The organism is Cutibacterium sp. KB22876, from assembly GCF_059728865.1.
This window is the reverse complement of record NZ_AP040858.1, coordinates 1,705,421-1,720,301: the sequence shown is the minus strand read 5'-3', so window position 1 is coordinate 1,720,301 and position 14,881 is coordinate 1,705,421. Positions and strand designations below refer to the sequence as shown.

General features: G+C 62.7%; 16 protein-coding genes. 4 read left to right on the top strand and 12 right to left on the bottom strand.

The features are described from left to right. Window positions 1-63 precede the first annotated feature (63 nt). On the top strand, window positions 64-264 hold the full coding sequence (locus AC6I1W_RS07805; protein WP_016667505.1) for an antitoxin: 201 nt from the start codon (window positions 64-66) through the stop codon (window positions 262-264). A 156-nt stretch (window positions 265-420) separates the two neighbouring features. Here the strand turns inward: AC6I1W_RS07805 and miaB are convergent, their stop codons facing one another. Continuing rightward, entirely contained in the window at window positions 421-1,905 is a 1,485-nt protein-coding gene (gene miaB, locus AC6I1W_RS07800; protein WP_270236013.1) for a tRNA (N6-isopentenyl adenosine(37)-C2)-methylthiotransferase MiaB, read from the bottom strand. A 49-nt stretch (window positions 1,906-1,954) separates the two neighbouring features. Next, the gene (locus AC6I1W_RS07795) at window positions 1,955-3,496 is read right to left on the bottom strand and encodes a YfcC family protein (RefSeq protein WP_117189594.1); all 1,542 of its coding nucleotides are present in this window, start codon (window positions 3,494-3,496) and stop codon (window positions 1,955-1,957) included. Between the two features lie 181 nt (window positions 3,497-3,677). On the opposite strand from AC6I1W_RS07795, the gene AC6I1W_RS07790 reads away from it, so the two are divergent. Beyond that, window positions 3,678-4,577 carry an aldose 1-epimerase family protein gene (locus tag AC6I1W_RS07790; protein ID WP_065672657.1) on the top strand — a complete coding sequence of 300 codons (900 nt, stop codon included), beginning with the start codon at window positions 3,678-3,680 and terminating at the stop codon, window positions 4,575-4,577. A gap of 54 nt (window positions 4,578-4,631) precedes the next feature. Here AC6I1W_RS07790 and rny read toward each other — a convergent pair whose 3' ends face one another. The 4 genes from rny to AC6I1W_RS07770 all read right to left on the bottom strand — a co-directional run bounded on the left by rny (window position 4,632) and on the right by AC6I1W_RS07770 (window position 8,450). After that, on the bottom strand, window positions 4,632-6,257 hold the full coding sequence (gene rny / locus AC6I1W_RS07785) for a ribonuclease Y (protein WP_493536867.1): 1,626 nt from the start codon (window positions 6,255-6,257) through the stop codon (window positions 4,632-4,634). 98 nt (window positions 6,258-6,355) lie between these two features. Next, entirely contained in the window at window positions 6,356-6,904 is a 549-nt protein-coding gene (gene recX / locus AC6I1W_RS07780; RefSeq protein WP_081302564.1) for a recombination regulator RecX, read from the bottom strand. Then, window positions 6,901-7,947 carry a recombinase RecA gene (gene recA, locus AC6I1W_RS07775; RefSeq protein WP_270236010.1) on the bottom strand — a complete coding sequence of 349 codons (1,047 nt, stop codon included), beginning with the start codon at window positions 7,945-7,947 and terminating at the stop codon, window positions 6,901-6,903. Before recA ends, recX begins: the two co-directional genes overlap by 4 nt. Before the next feature lie 308 nt (window positions 7,948-8,255). Continuing rightward, window positions 8,256-8,450: a DUF3046 domain-containing protein gene (locus tag AC6I1W_RS07770; protein WP_016667497.1), complete on the bottom strand. Its 195-nt coding sequence runs from the start codon at window positions 8,448-8,450 to the stop codon at window positions 8,256-8,258. Between the two features lie 149 nt (window positions 8,451-8,599). On the opposite strand from AC6I1W_RS07770, the gene AC6I1W_RS07765 reads away from it, so the two are divergent. After that, the gene (locus AC6I1W_RS07765) at window positions 8,600-9,358 is read left to right on the top strand and encodes a DeoR/GlpR family DNA-binding transcription regulator (protein WP_065672851.1); all 759 of its coding nucleotides are present in this window, start codon (window positions 8,600-8,602) and stop codon (window positions 9,356-9,358) included. Between the two features lie 120 nt (window positions 9,359-9,478). Here the strand turns inward: AC6I1W_RS07765 and AC6I1W_RS07760 are convergent, their stop codons facing one another. The 4 genes from AC6I1W_RS07760 to rimO form a co-directional block, all read right to left on the bottom strand. After that, window positions 9,479-9,754: a helix-turn-helix domain-containing protein gene (locus tag AC6I1W_RS07760; RefSeq protein ID WP_004811583.1), complete on the bottom strand. Its 276-nt coding sequence runs from the start codon at window positions 9,752-9,754 to the stop codon at window positions 9,479-9,481. 101 nt (window positions 9,755-9,855) lie between these two features. Further along, a complete protein-coding gene (locus AC6I1W_RS07755) occupies window positions 9,856-10,341 on the bottom strand; it encodes a CinA family protein (RefSeq protein WP_016667495.1) in 486 nt (161 codons plus the stop codon). Further along, window positions 10,338-10,958, bottom strand: a complete 621-nt coding sequence (pgsA, locus tag AC6I1W_RS07750; protein ID WP_016667494.1) for a CDP-diacylglycerol--glycerol-3-phosphate 3-phosphatidyltransferase — start codon at window positions 10,956-10,958, stop codon at window positions 10,338-10,340. Before pgsA ends, AC6I1W_RS07755 begins: the two co-directional genes overlap by 4 nt. Window positions 10,959-11,078: 120 nt before the next feature. After that, a complete protein-coding gene (gene rimO, locus AC6I1W_RS07745) occupies window positions 11,079-12,503 on the bottom strand; it encodes a 30S ribosomal protein S12 methylthiotransferase RimO (RefSeq protein ID WP_270236004.1) in 1,425 nt (474 codons plus the stop codon). A gap of 35 nt (window positions 12,504-12,538) precedes the next feature. On the opposite strand from rimO, the gene AC6I1W_RS07740 reads away from it, so the two are divergent. Then, the gene (locus AC6I1W_RS07740) at window positions 12,539-13,345 is read left to right on the top strand and encodes a fructosamine kinase family protein (protein WP_270236001.1); all 807 of its coding nucleotides are present in this window, start codon (window positions 12,539-12,541) and stop codon (window positions 13,343-13,345) included. A gap of 126 nt (window positions 13,346-13,471) precedes the next feature. Here the strand turns inward: AC6I1W_RS07740 and pyrE are convergent, their stop codons facing one another. Both pyrE and pyrF read right to left on the bottom strand, forming a co-directional pair. Further along, window positions 13,472-14,122, bottom strand: coding sequence for an orotate phosphoribosyltransferase (pyrE, locus tag AC6I1W_RS07735; protein ID WP_016667491.1), 651 nt, complete (start codon window positions 14,120-14,122; stop codon window positions 13,472-13,474). 28 nt (window positions 14,123-14,150) lie between these two features. Further along, on the bottom strand, window positions 14,151-14,861 hold the full coding sequence (gene pyrF, locus AC6I1W_RS07730; protein ID WP_016667490.1) for an orotidine-5'-phosphate decarboxylase: 711 nt from the start codon (window positions 14,859-14,861) through the stop codon (window positions 14,151-14,153). Window positions 14,862-14,881 lie beyond the last annotated feature (20 nt).

Below are 14,881 nucleotides of genomic sequence, written 5' to 3'. Positions count from 1 at the left end.
CATCTTGTGTGTAGCCTAAAGGGGTCATCCCCGAGAGGGGGAAAGCTCCCGAAAGGAGATCACATGGGACTCTTCGACAAGGCCAAGGACGCCATCAGCGACCACCAGGACGACATCAAGGACCAGGTCAGCCAGCACAGCGACAAGGTCGAGCAGGGCATCGACAAGGCTGGCGACACTGTCGACGACAAGACCGGCGGCAAGTTCTCCGATCAGGTCGACAAGGGCCAGGATGCCCTCAAGGACAAGCTCGGCGACCTCTGAGTCGTCCACGACATGACGCGGCCCGTCCTCTGAGGGGACCTGCTCCGGATGGGAGCGGATGAGCTGCGACACGAGGGGTGGTGCTCCACTGAGCACCACCCCTCGTCGCATGTCTGAACAAGTTTCACAGCAGGCTCCGATGCCACCCACCCTTGGTCAGCCCTGCGCCGCGCCGATCGTCGGAATACCGAGCATGGTGACACCGGGCTGAGCGCATGCCCCTTCACGGATCTGCCATGCGTCGCCACCACGGGTACGACGCAGGTTCACCAGGCCACCATCGGCGACCAGGTGATGGGGATGACCGGACGTGATGACGACCTCTCCTATGTCGCCCGGACGCGGGACCTCGTCATCTGGGGCCAAGCTGACATGAACCAGGCGGTTGTCCCGGGCCCTTCCGGTGACGCGGTGGGTGACCTCGTCCTTGCGCCCCTCGCCCTCGGCGAACATCACCTCGACGGTGCGACCGACCTGAGCCTTGTTTTCCTGCCAGGCGATGTCGTCGACGAGATCGACGAGGCGTTCGTAGCGTTCCTGGACGACCGGCTTGGGGACCTGGTCCTCCATGATCCCTGCCGGGGTGTTGGGACGGATGGAGTACTGGAAGGTGAAGGCAGCGGAGAACCTCGACTCCTCGACGACACGCATTGTCTCGGCGAAGTCCTCGTCGGTCTCCCCGGGGAACCCGACGATGATGTCTGTGGTGATGGCGGCGTCCGGAATGGCCTCGCGCACCCTGTCAAGGATTCCGAGGAACTTCTTGGACCGGTAGGATCGGCGCATCCGGCGCAGCACCTCGTCAGACCCGGACTGCAGAGGCATGTGCAGGCTGGGCATGACATTGGGGGTCTCGGCCATCGCCTCGATGACGTCATCGGTGAAGGCGGCCGGGTGGGGTGAGGTGAACCGCACCCTCTCCAGACCGTCGATCTCGCCACAGGCCCGCAGCAGCTTGGCGAAGGCGCCGCGATCACCGAACTGAACTCCGTAGGAATTGACGTTCTGGCCGAGCAGGGTGATCTCCTGGACTCCCTCGTCAACGAGGGCTCGGATCTCCGAGAGGATCTCACCGGGGCGTCGGTCGGTTTCCTTGCCGCGCAGCTGCGGGACGATGCAGAAGGTGCAGGTGTTGTTGCATCCCACCGAGATGGAGACCCAGGCCGAGTACGCCGAATCGCGTCGGGTGGGCAGGTTCGACGGAAAAGTGACCAGGGACTCCTCAATCTCCACCTGGGCCGTGGCATTGTGACGGGCGCGCTTGAGCAGGGCCGGCAGGGAGCCCACGTTGTGGGTGCCGAAGACGACGTCCACCCATGGTGCCCGTGCGACGACCGTGTCCTTGTCCTTCTGAGCCATACAGCCGCCGACGGCCAGCTGCATCCCGGGATGGGCCGACTTCACCGAGGCCATGTGGCCGAGGGTGCCGTAGAGACGATTGTCGGCGTTCTCCCGGACTGCACAGGTGTTGAAGACGACGACGTCAGCCGGAGCCAAGGTGTCGGTTCTGGGATCGGGAACGTAGCCGGCCTCCTCGAGGAGACCGGCAATGCGCTCGGAGTCATGGACATTCATCTGGCATCCGTAGGTCACGACCCGGTAGGTCGGGGCCTCGGTCTGCCGCACGGTGTTACTGGGCATGGCGCGAACACTCTACGTCATCAGCCCACGTACCGGACCAGCCCGTTCCTCACACGATCGTCTGCAGGACCAGGAGGATCCCGCCATACACCAGGACGAACACGACCAATGGCCACACGAACTTCAGCCAGTGCGAGTACCTGATGTCCAGCATTTGCAGAGTTGCCATGACCAATCCTGTGGGTGCCAGGAACAACATCGCGTACTGACCCCACTGATAGGCGCACAGCACTGTGGCCCGCGATACCCCGGCGGTGTCGCCGAGGGGAGCCATGATCGGCAGTGCCAGAACGGCCAGACCTGACGACGAGGGCACGATGAATCCCAGCAGGAAGAACACGATGAGCAGGGACAGTACGAAGACGGGGCCGTTGACATGGGAGACCACCTTGGCTGACTCATACAGCAAGGTGTCAGAAATCAAGCCTTCATTGAGGATGTGATTGATTCCCCGCGCCAACCCGATGATGAGGGATACGGCCACCAGGCTTGATGATCCTGCGCTGAACGCATCGACAAGTTTTTTCTCACTGAGTTTATTTGGTCCGGTCGCAGCAATGAACATGATGACAATGGCAATGGCGAGGAATGATGACGCCATCGCCGGGAACCACCATCCTCGGGCCATAACTCCCCACACCATGATGGGGAAGGCTGCCGCAAAGAGGACGAGGATGACTTTACGACGCCAATCGAATCCCATCTCGGCGCCGTCATCACCCAAACCCCACTGAGCCGCAAAAGCGTCGCGATCCTCCCAGACGTAGGAGAATTCCGGATCTGCCTTCACCTTTCGTGAATACCAGGCGAGATAGATGACGACAGCTATCGCTCCTCCAACCAGACCCACAACACGCCATGACATACCTTCGGTGAGTCGAATACCGGCCGCATTCGCTCCAATGGCAGAGGAGAACGGGTTGATGGTCGAGAAACACGTACCAATCGATCCAGCGAGGAAGACCGACCCAACGACGACCAGAGCGTCATACCCCATGGCGATGAAGACCGGCGCAAGGATGGGATAGAAGGCGACTGCCTCCTCCTCGAGTCCACACGTCGTCCCGCCCACGATCATGAACAGGGACACGGAAAGGACAAGGATGAACTCTTTTCCCTTGGACTTGGCAGTGAGTCTCCCGAGACCGGCCTCGAATGCGCCGCTAGCCCTCACAACGCCGATGAGGCCACCCAGTACAAGGATGAAAACGATGATGTCGACGGCCTCGATCGTTCCCGTCACCATGCCGTTCGTAATCTCTCCGATACCGGCTGGATGGGATGCCAGGCGTTGATAAGTACCTGGTACTGACACCGACCCCGTCATGGACCCTGAGGTGAATTCCGAGATCTTCATGGCGACCCCGTATTTGTCCAGGGTCTCCTGGGTGGCCGCATGCTTCGTCATGGCGCCATGAGGATCCACAATGACCAACTGCTGCGAACCTGCGGAGTAACTCATCTTTGAGTAACTTCCGGCTGGGACTAGCCATGTACACGCAACGGCGAGAACTGTGAGGACGAAAAGGATTGTGAAAGCTGACGGAACCCGTAGGCGATGGCGGGTCTCAGTGGCATTGTTGCTCGACAAGGTTCACCTACTTTCAGCATCGGTGAGTCGTCGCAACGGAAAGACCGACGACACTGCCGGTTCACCTGCCCTCCGCTGGGCACTATCAACTCGACTAACAACAGTATAACAACCCAGCACCGGCAGGTACTGGGGCTTAAGAATTAACGCCCGGAAAGGACGGGACGATAGGCTTTTCATCATGATCAATGACGTCATGCTCCCCACCGGCACCCAGTACGAGATTTCCCACGGTCTTTGGCAGGCCGTCGTGACGGAGCAGGGAGCCACCCTTCGCAGTCTTCGCCACAACGGAGACGACGTCATCAAGACCTTTGAGGCCGACCAGTCCCCCGCTTCGTCGCAGGGGCAGCAGCTCCTCCCCTGGCCCAACCGCATCCGTGACGGCCGCTACCGATTCGATGACGTTGACCAGCAGCTGGCTATCAGCGAGGTCGATCGCAACAATGCCATTCATGGTCTGGTGGCGTGGTCACCGTGGCACCTCGTCGAACACACCGACTCCTCGGTGACCCAGGAGATCCGGATCATGGCTCGGCCTGGCTGGCCTGGAACGATTGATGTCCAGCTGACCCACAACCTGGATGATCACGGACTGACGGTCACCGTGAGGGCTCGGAACGTCGGGGCCACGGCAGTGCCTTTCGGCTATGCCGCCCATCCCTATTTCTGCCTCGGCCGGTCCATCGATGAGTGGAAGATTGACGCCCCGTTTGCATCCTGGCTGCAGGTTGACGATCGGCTTCTGCCAGTGCGGATTTGTGGGATGGACGAGGTTCACACGATGAGTGGGCAGTCGCTCGGTCAGCGCACCTTCGACACCGCCTACACCTTGAATCGTGGAGGAACCGTTGGATCGCCGGCATGGCGCATCAAGGTCACCAGCGATGAGGCGAGCCATGAGTTGTGGGGAGATGCGACCATGGGCTGGGCACAGATTTACACTCCAGATGACCGCCTCAGCCTCGCCGTCGAACCGATGACATGCGGGCCGGACGCCTTCAACGAGGGACCCACCCATGGAGACGCCATCCGCCTGGAACCCGGGGACGAGGTCACCCTCACCTGGGGAATCGCCTGAGCTGCTGCTCGGGACGGCATCCCGAACCACCACGTTTCCACAAGGGCTGGTGGCTCAGGATTCCCCCACCGTCTCCACGGCTTGGAAGGAGCGGATGACGGTGACCCTGGTGCGTCCTGGCACGGTGACCTGCTCACCCACCGCCAACGCGATCTGACGTGCGAGTCGGGACGCGTGCAGATCGTCCACCGTACCCGGATCGACGAGGATCTGGACCTCACGTCCAGCTTGCAGGGCGAAAGCCCGTTCGACCCCGGAGAAGCTGGTGGCAATCTCCTCGATGGTGTCCATCCTGCGGACATGGGCCTCCAAGGAATCTCGACGTGCCCCTGGACGAGCCGCAGAGATTGCATCCGCAGCCTTGACGATGAGATCCGTGACGCTCACGGGCTCAATCTCATCGTGGTGAGCTGCAATGGCATGCACGACCTCATCGGATTCCCCATGGCGTCGTGCCAGTTCAGCACCGATGGCCGCGTGGGTTCCTCCAACCCCCGGGGTGAGGGACTTACCGAGATCGTGCAGGAAGGCCGCACGACGACAGGTGTCGACGTCGCCACCGATTTCAGCTGCCAGGGTGGCCGCGAGTCGGGCGCACTCGACGCAGTGATCGAGCACCTGTTGACCGTAGGAGGTCCGGAAGCGCAGGGACCCGAGGATGGGGAGGAGCCGATCGTCAATGTCGGCGATCCCGGCTTCGGACAGCGCCTCGGATGCGGCTTCCAGACACATCTGTTCGATGTGGTCGACGGCTCGCTGATGGGCCTTCTCGATGCTGATGGGGTGGATGCGACCGTCTTCGACCAGATCTACGAGAGCCTGTCGGGCCACCTCGCGCCGCATGGGGTCGAAGCAGCTCAGCAAGACGATGCCCGGGGTGTCATCGATGATGACCGTGACTCCCGTCACTTGCTCGAAGGTGCGGATGTTGCGGCCTTCTCGCCCGATGACGCGACCCTTCATCTCGTCGCTGGGCAGTGGAACGACGCTGACGACGGTGTCGGCAACCATCTCGGAGGAACACCGCTGAATGGCATCAGCCACGATGTGCCGAGCTTTGCCCTCGGCGTTCGTCGTCGCCTCGGCGATGATCGCCCGGGCACTGTATTCAGCCACCGCACGAGACTCTCTGCCGAGGTGCTCTGCCAGTTCGTCTTGGGCCTGGCCAAGGGACATCCCGGCGACGCGCTCCAGCTCCGCGACAATCTGCTCGTCACGTCGATCTAGCTCGGCGTCCCGCTCATCGAGGTGAGAGCTGCGCTCCGCCAACTCCAAGCGCTCCTTCTCGAGCTTGTCGAGGCCGGCGTCGAGGTGGCGACGGGCTTCGCGCAGCTGACGATCACGCTCTGTCAACTCTTCGGCAGAGCGCTGGTTGATCTCGAGCAGGGCCTCGGCGCTGTGGCGAGCTTGCTCGGCATGATCGGCTCGACGCTCTTCATCAACGAGCCGCACTCGACTGGACTCGAGCGCAGCGCGAGCTGCCGCGGTCTCGTCACGACTGCCCGCAAGATCTTGAGTCGCGCGCACCAGGCGCTCCTCGCTGCGAGAAAGCTCCAATGCCTTCGCATCACGTTCGGACTCTGCTCGTTCCGCCCTCCTGCCAATGGCTCGACGGTCTGCCAGCCAGCCAATGATGACTGCCACTGAGAGCACCGCCACCACGACGAGTGCGATGAGCATGACCTCCACCCTTCCTCACATCCTGACTCGGAGCTGCAGCGTCGCCCCCCCTGACGTCGGTGCCAGGAAAACCGAGGTGAGAGGCAAACGATACGACCCTAGTCGAAGGGGCCGGTTATCGGCGCTTCGGGGGGTTCCTCACCGAGTTCCTCGCGGGCGGCACGGATGGCGGCCCAGGATACCTGAGGTCCGTAGCCCTTGCGGGCCAGGGCACCCAACACCCGGCGGGTCAGACGGGCTTCCTCGACACCTCGACCTGCCCGCAGCTTGTTCACTGCGAGTTCGGTGGCGGCATCCAACTCGTCAGCCTCCGTGATCTGGGAGGTCGCGTCCTCAATGATCTGGGAATCGACCCCTTTGCGCGACAATTCGACTGCCACTGCTCTGCGGGACAGACCTCGCACACCGTGACGGGACGCTATCCATCGGTTGGCAAAGTCAGCATCATCGACGAGCCCCACCTCAGTGAGGCGATCAAGGACTGCCTCACGCACCTGCTCAGGCACACCTTTGGAATCCAGAGCTGCTGCGAGTTCACTTCGAGTGTTGGCCCGACGATCCAGTCGTTTGAGGCAGATCTCGCGAGCTTCCTCGTACCACTGGTCGTCGGTCAACTCCTCTGGAGAATCCTTGCGTCGCCGGCTCAGAATTCCACCTCACCGGTTTCGGGATCGACTCCCTCGGGAATTTCGGTCTCACGCAGACCCAGGTGGGTGAGGATCTTGTCCTCGATCTCGTTGGCGACGTCCGGGTTGCCCTTGAGGAAGTTGCGGACATTCTCCTTACCCTGACCCAGCTGCTCATTGCTGTAACTGAACCACGATCCGGACTTGGTGATGATCCCGCAGTCCACGCCCATGTCGATGAGGCTTCCCTCTCGGGAAATGCCCTGACCATAGAGAATGTCGAACTCGGCCTGCTTGAACGGCGGGGCGACCTTGTTCTTGACGACCTTGACGCGGGTACGGTTACCGACCATCTCGGAACCGTCCTTGAGGGTCTCGATGCGACGCACGTCCAGTCGCACTGAAGAGTAGAACTTCAGCGCGCGTCCACCGGTGGTCGTCTCCGGAGAGCCGAACATGACACCGATCTTCTCACGCAGCTGGTTGATGAAGATGGCCGTCGTCCCGGCCGCGTTGAGGGCACCAGTCATCTTGCGCAAGGCCTGGCTCATGAGGCGAGCCTGTAGACCGACGTGGGAATCACCCATCTCTCCCTCGATCTCAGCCTTCGGGGTGAGGGCTGCGACGGAGTCGATAACGACGAGCTCAAGGGCGCCCGACCGCACCAGGGTGTCGGCAATCTCGAGGGCCTGTTCACCGTTATCAGGCTGGCTCACCAGCAGGGAGTCAGTGTCGACACCAAGCTTGCGGGCGTACTCCGGGTCGAGGGCGTGCTCGGCGTCGATGAAGGCGCAGATGCCGCCTTCGGCCTGAGCGTTCGCGATGGCGTGCAGGGCCACCGTCGTCTTGCCCGAGGACTCCGGACCATAGATCTCGACGATTCTGCCGCGTGGGAGGCCTCCCACGCCGAGGGCGACGTCCAGGGCCACCGATCCCGTCGGAATCGCCGCAATCTTCACGGTCTCCTGCTCGCCAAGGCGCATGACGGAGCCCTTGCCGTGCTGCTTCTCGATCTGCTGCAAGGCCGTGGCAAGGGCCTGTTCGCGATCTGCGGTCGCTGCCATGTCGTTCCTTCCTTGAAGACGGTCTCCCGCCCCATTTGCCGCGCGGCATCGCCGCAGCGTTGGTCATGTGTCGTGATGAGGGAGACTCACCGGTTTCCTTGTGTCATCACTCAAACTGTAGGAGCGGGGTCGGACAATCCGTCAGGCAAGTTCGTTCCTGTGGATGACTGCCGTCACGGCTGTCCGCTCGCTTGTGGACAACCCTTCCAGATGCCACTGACGACTTTGCAGCGCGTCGTGTTCCGGTTTTGTTCCGTTTCCGTTCTGGCACCGTTCCTCGGCATCCGGACACGCCCCATCTCCCCAGGTCAGCGCAGCGAGTCGGGCAGCTCCAGTGCCTTCCAGCAGGCCCGCCAAATCGTCTTGGCATCGACTCCGTCAGCCAAGGCTTCCTGCACCGTCCGTGAGTCGAGACCCGGTACAGCCTGCTGTGCAGCCCAAATTCGGCAGTAGTCGTCACCCAGGGCCTCAGCCAGTCGCGTCCACAATTGGGTCTCTGTCATGAAGACAAGCCTAAGGGCAGGATAAGATCAGCGCAGATGTGCGAACGCTCACTGCACGGCTCTCCCCACGAGCCGTGAGTCGCGCGAAAGGAGAAGCGATGACGATGCCGTCGGATGCCCACTCATCATCCTCACGGCGAAACGACCGCATGGTCGCCATTCTCGCCATGTTGCGTGACCACGACGAGGTCCCCTTGCGGACCATGGCGGCCACCCTGGGAGCGAGTGCTGCGACGATCCGACGCGATGTCGCCTCACTCGCTGAACAGGGCCTTCTCATTCGCTCACATGGAACAGCTCGCCGCGCCGGAACGGGGGCCGAACTACCCGTCAACTTACGGGACGGCCGTCGTCGTCGCGCCAAGGAAGCCATCGCACATGCCGTTGCTTCCGAGCTTCCGGTGGGACGTCACGCGATTGGACTCACCGGCGGCACGACGACCACCGAGATCGTCCGAGCCTTGCATCATCGCCATGACCTCACCCTCATCACGAACTCCGTGAGCATCGCCCTCGAGGCCGCCAGCCAGGGTCAGCAACGTGTCCTCATCACCGGCGGGGTGCTACGCCCCTCCTCCTTGGAACTGGTCGGCTCCCTGGCCGAGTCCACCTTCAAACAGGTCAACGTCGGCACCGCCATCGTGGGATGCGACGGACTGAGCGCCGAGGGTGGCCTGACGACCCACGACGGCATCGAAGCCGCTGCAAACCACACCATGATCAAGAGGGCAGCTCGCATCATCGCGGCTGTGGACGGTTCCAAGATCGGCCGGGTCACCCTGGCAAAGCTGGCTGAGGCCAAGGACGTCGACCTCCTCGTCACCGACGACTCAGCTGATCCCGACGAGCTGACCCGGTTGCGCGCCCTCGGAATCGCCATTCGCATCGTCCACGCATCGACTGACTGATCAGGCCGCACATCGCCCCAGAGACGGAGCCAATCCGGACCATGCGTGGTCGAGAGACCCACAACACAGAAGTTCCCGGCCCCAACGGGACCGGGAAACGTCAGAAGTTCAGGGTGTTGTTCATGCCGCAACAGTAATGCGGTGCTCGGGGGTGCCTTCACTCTTGAGCATCTTGTCGCTGACGATGCGCATCAATTCGGACTGCGGGAGATCCAAAGCGGTGCAAATGGCCAGGATGAGCTCGCTGGAAGCTTCCTTCTGGCCCCGCTCCACCTCCGAGAGGTATCCGAGGGACACGCGTGCGGCAGAAGACACCTCACGCAGGGTACGGCCCTGTGCGAACCTCTGTTCACGCAGCGACTCGCCGAGCATCTCACGCAGCATAGCTGATTTCATGGGCGTCTCCTCCTAGGTGATTCATCCATGACAACGCTCCCGGCGAATGGAACATTCCCCACACGGCGAAATCCTTCACATTTTTTCTTGAGGGGGCGTCGTCAGTTCTGTGAACCGCTCAAAACCTCGCATCCGAGGTCCAGAAGCGCCTGGACCGTCGCCCGTCGAATCTCCTCGCGTGGTCCCTCCAGCTGAAGGTGCTTCACGATCGGAGCTCCCTCGTACACCGCACCGATGAAGACTGTTCCGGCCCTTTCACCGTCCTGGGGATCTGGCCCGGCAACCCCGGTGCAGGACAGACCGATGTCAGCCCGGCAGGCTTTCCGACATCCCATCGCCATTTGGGCCGCAGTGATGGAATTGATGACCCCGTTCTCGGCGATCCAGCCGGCGTCGACCCCAGCGAGCTTGGTCTTGAGGTCGCTGGCATAGGTCACGAGACCGCCACGAAAGACCGCCGACGCCCCCGGAACGGTCGTGATGATCGCCGAGACCAGGCCTGCTGTCAGGGATTCGCAGGTTGCCGCCGTCAGACCGCGTTCCGACAGCTCGGCAATGAGTCGACGTGCGCCTTCGTCGCCGGTCACTTGAGGTTCTGCTTCCGAGACTTCACCGGCTTGACCTCAGCGTTCTTGGCACGGTTACGGATCTGGATGGCGTCCCTGATGTACACCAGGCCAGTGACGACGGTGAGCAGGAAGGCGATGATCATGACGGCCCAGGCGAAGACGTCGACGAAGGTCGGGGTTCGCCACAGGCCGAGGCAGAACAGCGTGATTGCCAAGGACTGCATCGCGGTCTTGAGTTTGCCGCCCTTGTTGGCCGCCATCACCTCATACTTGAGCATCTTCATCCGCATGACGGTGATGCCCCACTCGCGCAGCAGGATGATGATCGTCATCCACCATGGCAACTCGCCGAGAATCGATAGACCAATGAAGGCCATGCCGGTGAGTGCCTTGTCAGCGATGGAGTCACCGATCTTGCCGAAGTTGGTGACGAGGTTGTACTTGCGGGCAATCTTGCCGTCGACGAAATCGGTGAGGATCGCCACCATGAAGACGATCGTTGTCGCCGTCCGCCAGCTGCCCTCATGGGCATGGGCCAACAGCATCCATCCGAAGACGGGAACCGCAACGGCTCTCAGCAGGGTCAGCGCATTCGGAACGTTGATGTTGCTGGAGCGGTCCTTCTTCGTGGCCATGGGCACAGTATCTCGCGTGACGACGCCTGATGCGACTCACCGCCCCGAAATGGTTCCCGATTGGTCCGTCGACGTCAGCGCCGTGGGACCACGGTAGTGCCGATGCCGTGGCACTGACGCTCAGGTCAGTACCGGGCGCGCGACGAGGTCGACGCCGTCAGAGCCGACGAAATCGACATCCACGATGTCGCCGACGCTCACCCCGGCAGAATCGACGAGGGTCACGACCCCGTCGACCTCCGGGCCCTGATGCTCCGCCCTGCCGACGATGACTTCGTCGGTCTCCTCAATCATGACCCGACCACGGGTGCCGATACGATCCTCGGCGCGCTGGGAGACGAGTTCGTCGATGAGATCGGCGAGATCTTCGCGTCGTGCAGCAATCACGTCCTCGTCGACATGGCCGTCGAGGGTGGCTCCCTCGGTGCCTTCCTCGTCGGAGTAGGCGAAGATGCCAGCAACATCGAGACGCGCCCGCTGCAGGAAATCAGCGAGGATTTCGACATCGGCCTCGGTCTCGCCGGGGAAGCCGGTGATGAAGTTCGATCTGAAGCCGGCTTCCGGACAACGCGAACGGATGGACTCGATGATGTCAATGAAGGACTCGGCGTCACCGAAGCGGCGCATCCGGCGCAGCAACGGCCCTGATGCGTGTTGGAAGGACAGATCGAAGTAGGGCACGACCTTGGCGGTCGCCAGCATGGTGTCGACGAGCCCTGGTCGAAGCTCCGCGGGTTGCAGGTAGGACACCCGAATCCACTCCAGTCCGTCGACATTATCCAGGCCGGTGAGGAGCTTCTCCAGAGCGCGCAGATCCCCCAGATCCTTGCCGTAGGAGGAGGAGTTCTCACTGACGAGGAAGACCTCCTTGACGCCATGGTCAACCAGCCAGCGTGTCTCCTCGACGATCTCGGCGGCAGGTCGGGAGAGGTAGGAGCCACGGAATCGCGGGATGGCACAGAAGGCACAGCGACGATCACAGCCCGAGGCCATCTTCAGCGCTGTGCTGGGTCCCGAGCCGAGACGGCGTCGGGTGGCTCGAGGTCCCGAAGCCGGGGCCATCGTGGCCGACAAATCAGGGGCGGTGCCATGGCCGGGAATCGACACACCAGAGCTGGCTGACCTGCGGTCGACCGGGCTGATCGGGAGTAGGGTGCGACGGTCATGCGGAACATGGGCCTCGATGGATCCCCCGTCGAGGATGGTGCGAAGTCGATCGGCGATGTCGTCGTAGTCGTCGAATCCCAGCACGGCGTCAGCCTCAGGGAGGGACTCGGCCAGTTCACGTCCGTAGCGCTCGGCCATGCACCCAACCGCTACAACCGACTGGGTTGGCCCGTGGCCCTTGAGGTCTGCGGCTGCCAGCAACGTGTCGACGGAGTCCTTCTTGGCCTGCTCGATGAATCCGCAGGTGTTGACGACGACCGTCTCGGCCTCGCTGGGGTCGTCGACGAGACGGAATCCGCCAGCCTCCATGCGGGCCGCAAGCTCCTCGGAATCGACGTCGTTGCGCGCGCAGCCCATCGACACGAGATGGACTGTCATGAGGTGATCACCGGCAGACACGAGACTCCATTCTGATGGACGAGGTGGTTTCGGCTGCATCCTACGCGTCTACCGTGAGATACATGACCTTTCGTAAGACCGATCACCACAAGAACGCCATCGACTACGAGGTTGCCGGGTTGACATGGCTCGCGGCTGCTCAGCCCGCTGGAGCTGCGATCGTCGAGGTGTTGGACCATGGCAATGGTTGGCTCACGGAACCCGAGCTCTCCCCGATCCGTCCCACCCGTGAGGCGGCTGAGGCATTCGGTCGACGCTTGGCTCACACCCACGCAGCAGGGGCATCCCACCTGGGAGCGGCTCCCGACGGGTTCACCCCTGACGGCGGATACATCGGCCGCGCTCCCCTGCGCCTGCCCTCCGAACACATCGACTCATGGGGAGAGTTCTACGCCCACCAGCGCATCGAGCCCTACATGGACAGCCTTGACGCCGACGCCCGCGCGATCATGTCCAAACTCGTCGACCGGCTGGCCAGCGGGGTGTTCGACCACGACCAGCCCGCCCTGGTGACCGATCCTGCCGCGCGTACGCACGGTGACATGTGGTCCGGGAACCTCATGTGGACCTCCGACGGAGTCGTCCTCATCGATCCTGCTGCCCAAGGTGGTCATGCCGAGGAGGACCTTGCCTCCTTGTCGGTCTTTGGTGCCCCCTTCACCAACGAGATTCGTGCCGCCTACGACGAGGAGTCCCCACTGGCCGACGGTTGGCAGGAGCGAGTTGGGCTGCACCAGCTCCACATGCTCATCGTCCACTGCTTCCTCTTCGGCGGCGGATATGTCGGTGAGACCGTCGAGGTAGCACGCCGCTACCTCTGATCGCTTTCCCCAGGAACGAGCTCATGGCCCCGCCATGTGAGGAGGCCACGAATATGTCTCACCAGCCGGTTCTCGGCATCGATGTGAGCCGATGAGGCCAGCCTGGACAGGCTCACATGAAAGGAATCAGTGGGAGTCGGACCAGGCCTGCGGATCTGAGGACCAGGTCTGCAGGGTGGCCAGCTGCTCCGGGGTGATGCGTCCGGACTCCGCTGCCACTTCGATGAGGGTCGGGTAGTTCGACAGGGTGTACAGAGGCAGGCCGGCCTCCTCAAACGCACGATGCCCCTTCTCCAACTGGTAGGAGAACAAGGCGAGGACGCCGACCACCGTCGATCCCTCTCGCTCGACGGCCTGAGCAGCCTTGAGCACCGAGCCGCCGGTGGAGATGAGGTCCTCGACCATGACGACCTTGGAGCCGGCCGGGATGCGTCCTTCGATCTGGTTGCCGCGTCCGTGGTCCTTCGGGGCGGAACGGACATAGGCCATCGGGGCTCCGAGACGATCGGCAGCCAGCGCGGCGTGGGCGATGCCAGCAGTGGCGGTCCCGGCGACGACGTCGACCTGATCGAAATTCGCGCGCACCAGATCAGCCAGGCCCGAGGCGATGAGGTCACGGATCTGTGGGTCCGAGAGGGTAACGCGGTTGTCGCAGTAGATCGGTGAGTGCAGGCCGGAGGCCCAGGTGAACGGGGCATCCGGGGACAGCGAGACAGCTTCGATGTCGAGCAGACGCTCGGCGAATTGCTGGGCGATCTCCTTGTTGGTGACGGTCATGACGGTCTTCCTCCAGGTGGTGTTGTCGTCAGGCTGCCGTGCGTCCGGCATTCCATTCGTCGCGGATGGCGTGATAGGCCGCGACCGGGTCGTCGGCCTTGGTGATGGGACGGCCCACCACGATGGCCGAGGACCCCATCGAGGCCGCGTTGCCAGGGGTGGCAACCCGGGACTGGTCCCCCACTGCGGCGCCTGCCGGACGGATACCGGGGGTGACACGCAGGAAGTCCGGACCCGTCACCGAGGCGATGTCGGCGGCCTCATGGGCCGAGCAGACGACACCGGCCAGACCGGCCGACTGGGCAAGTTTGGCGTAGTTACGCACCGATTCGGCCAGCGGCACCTCGATGAGCTGCTCGGTCTTGAGCGCTTCTGGGGAGGTCGAGGTGAGCTGGGTGATGGCGATGACACGAGTGGTCTCGGCCGCATCCCCGAGGCCCTCCAGAGCTGCCTCCATCATGGCCTTTCCGCCCGCAGCGTGGACGGTCAGCAGATCTGCTCCCAGCCGGGACAGGCTTACGGCCGCGCCCTTGACGGTGTTGGGGATGTCGTGGAGTTTGAGGTCGCAGAAAACATCGTGCCCGGCATCCTTGAGGCTGGTGATGACACTCGGACCTGCCGCGTAGAACAGTTCCATCCCCACCTTGACGAAGAGGCTCTCGTCGAACTTCGCGACGAAGTCGAGGGCAGCCTCGGCGCCGGGAAGGTCGAGGGCGATGATCGGACGGCTGGTGTCCATGTGTACTCCTTGATGGTGGT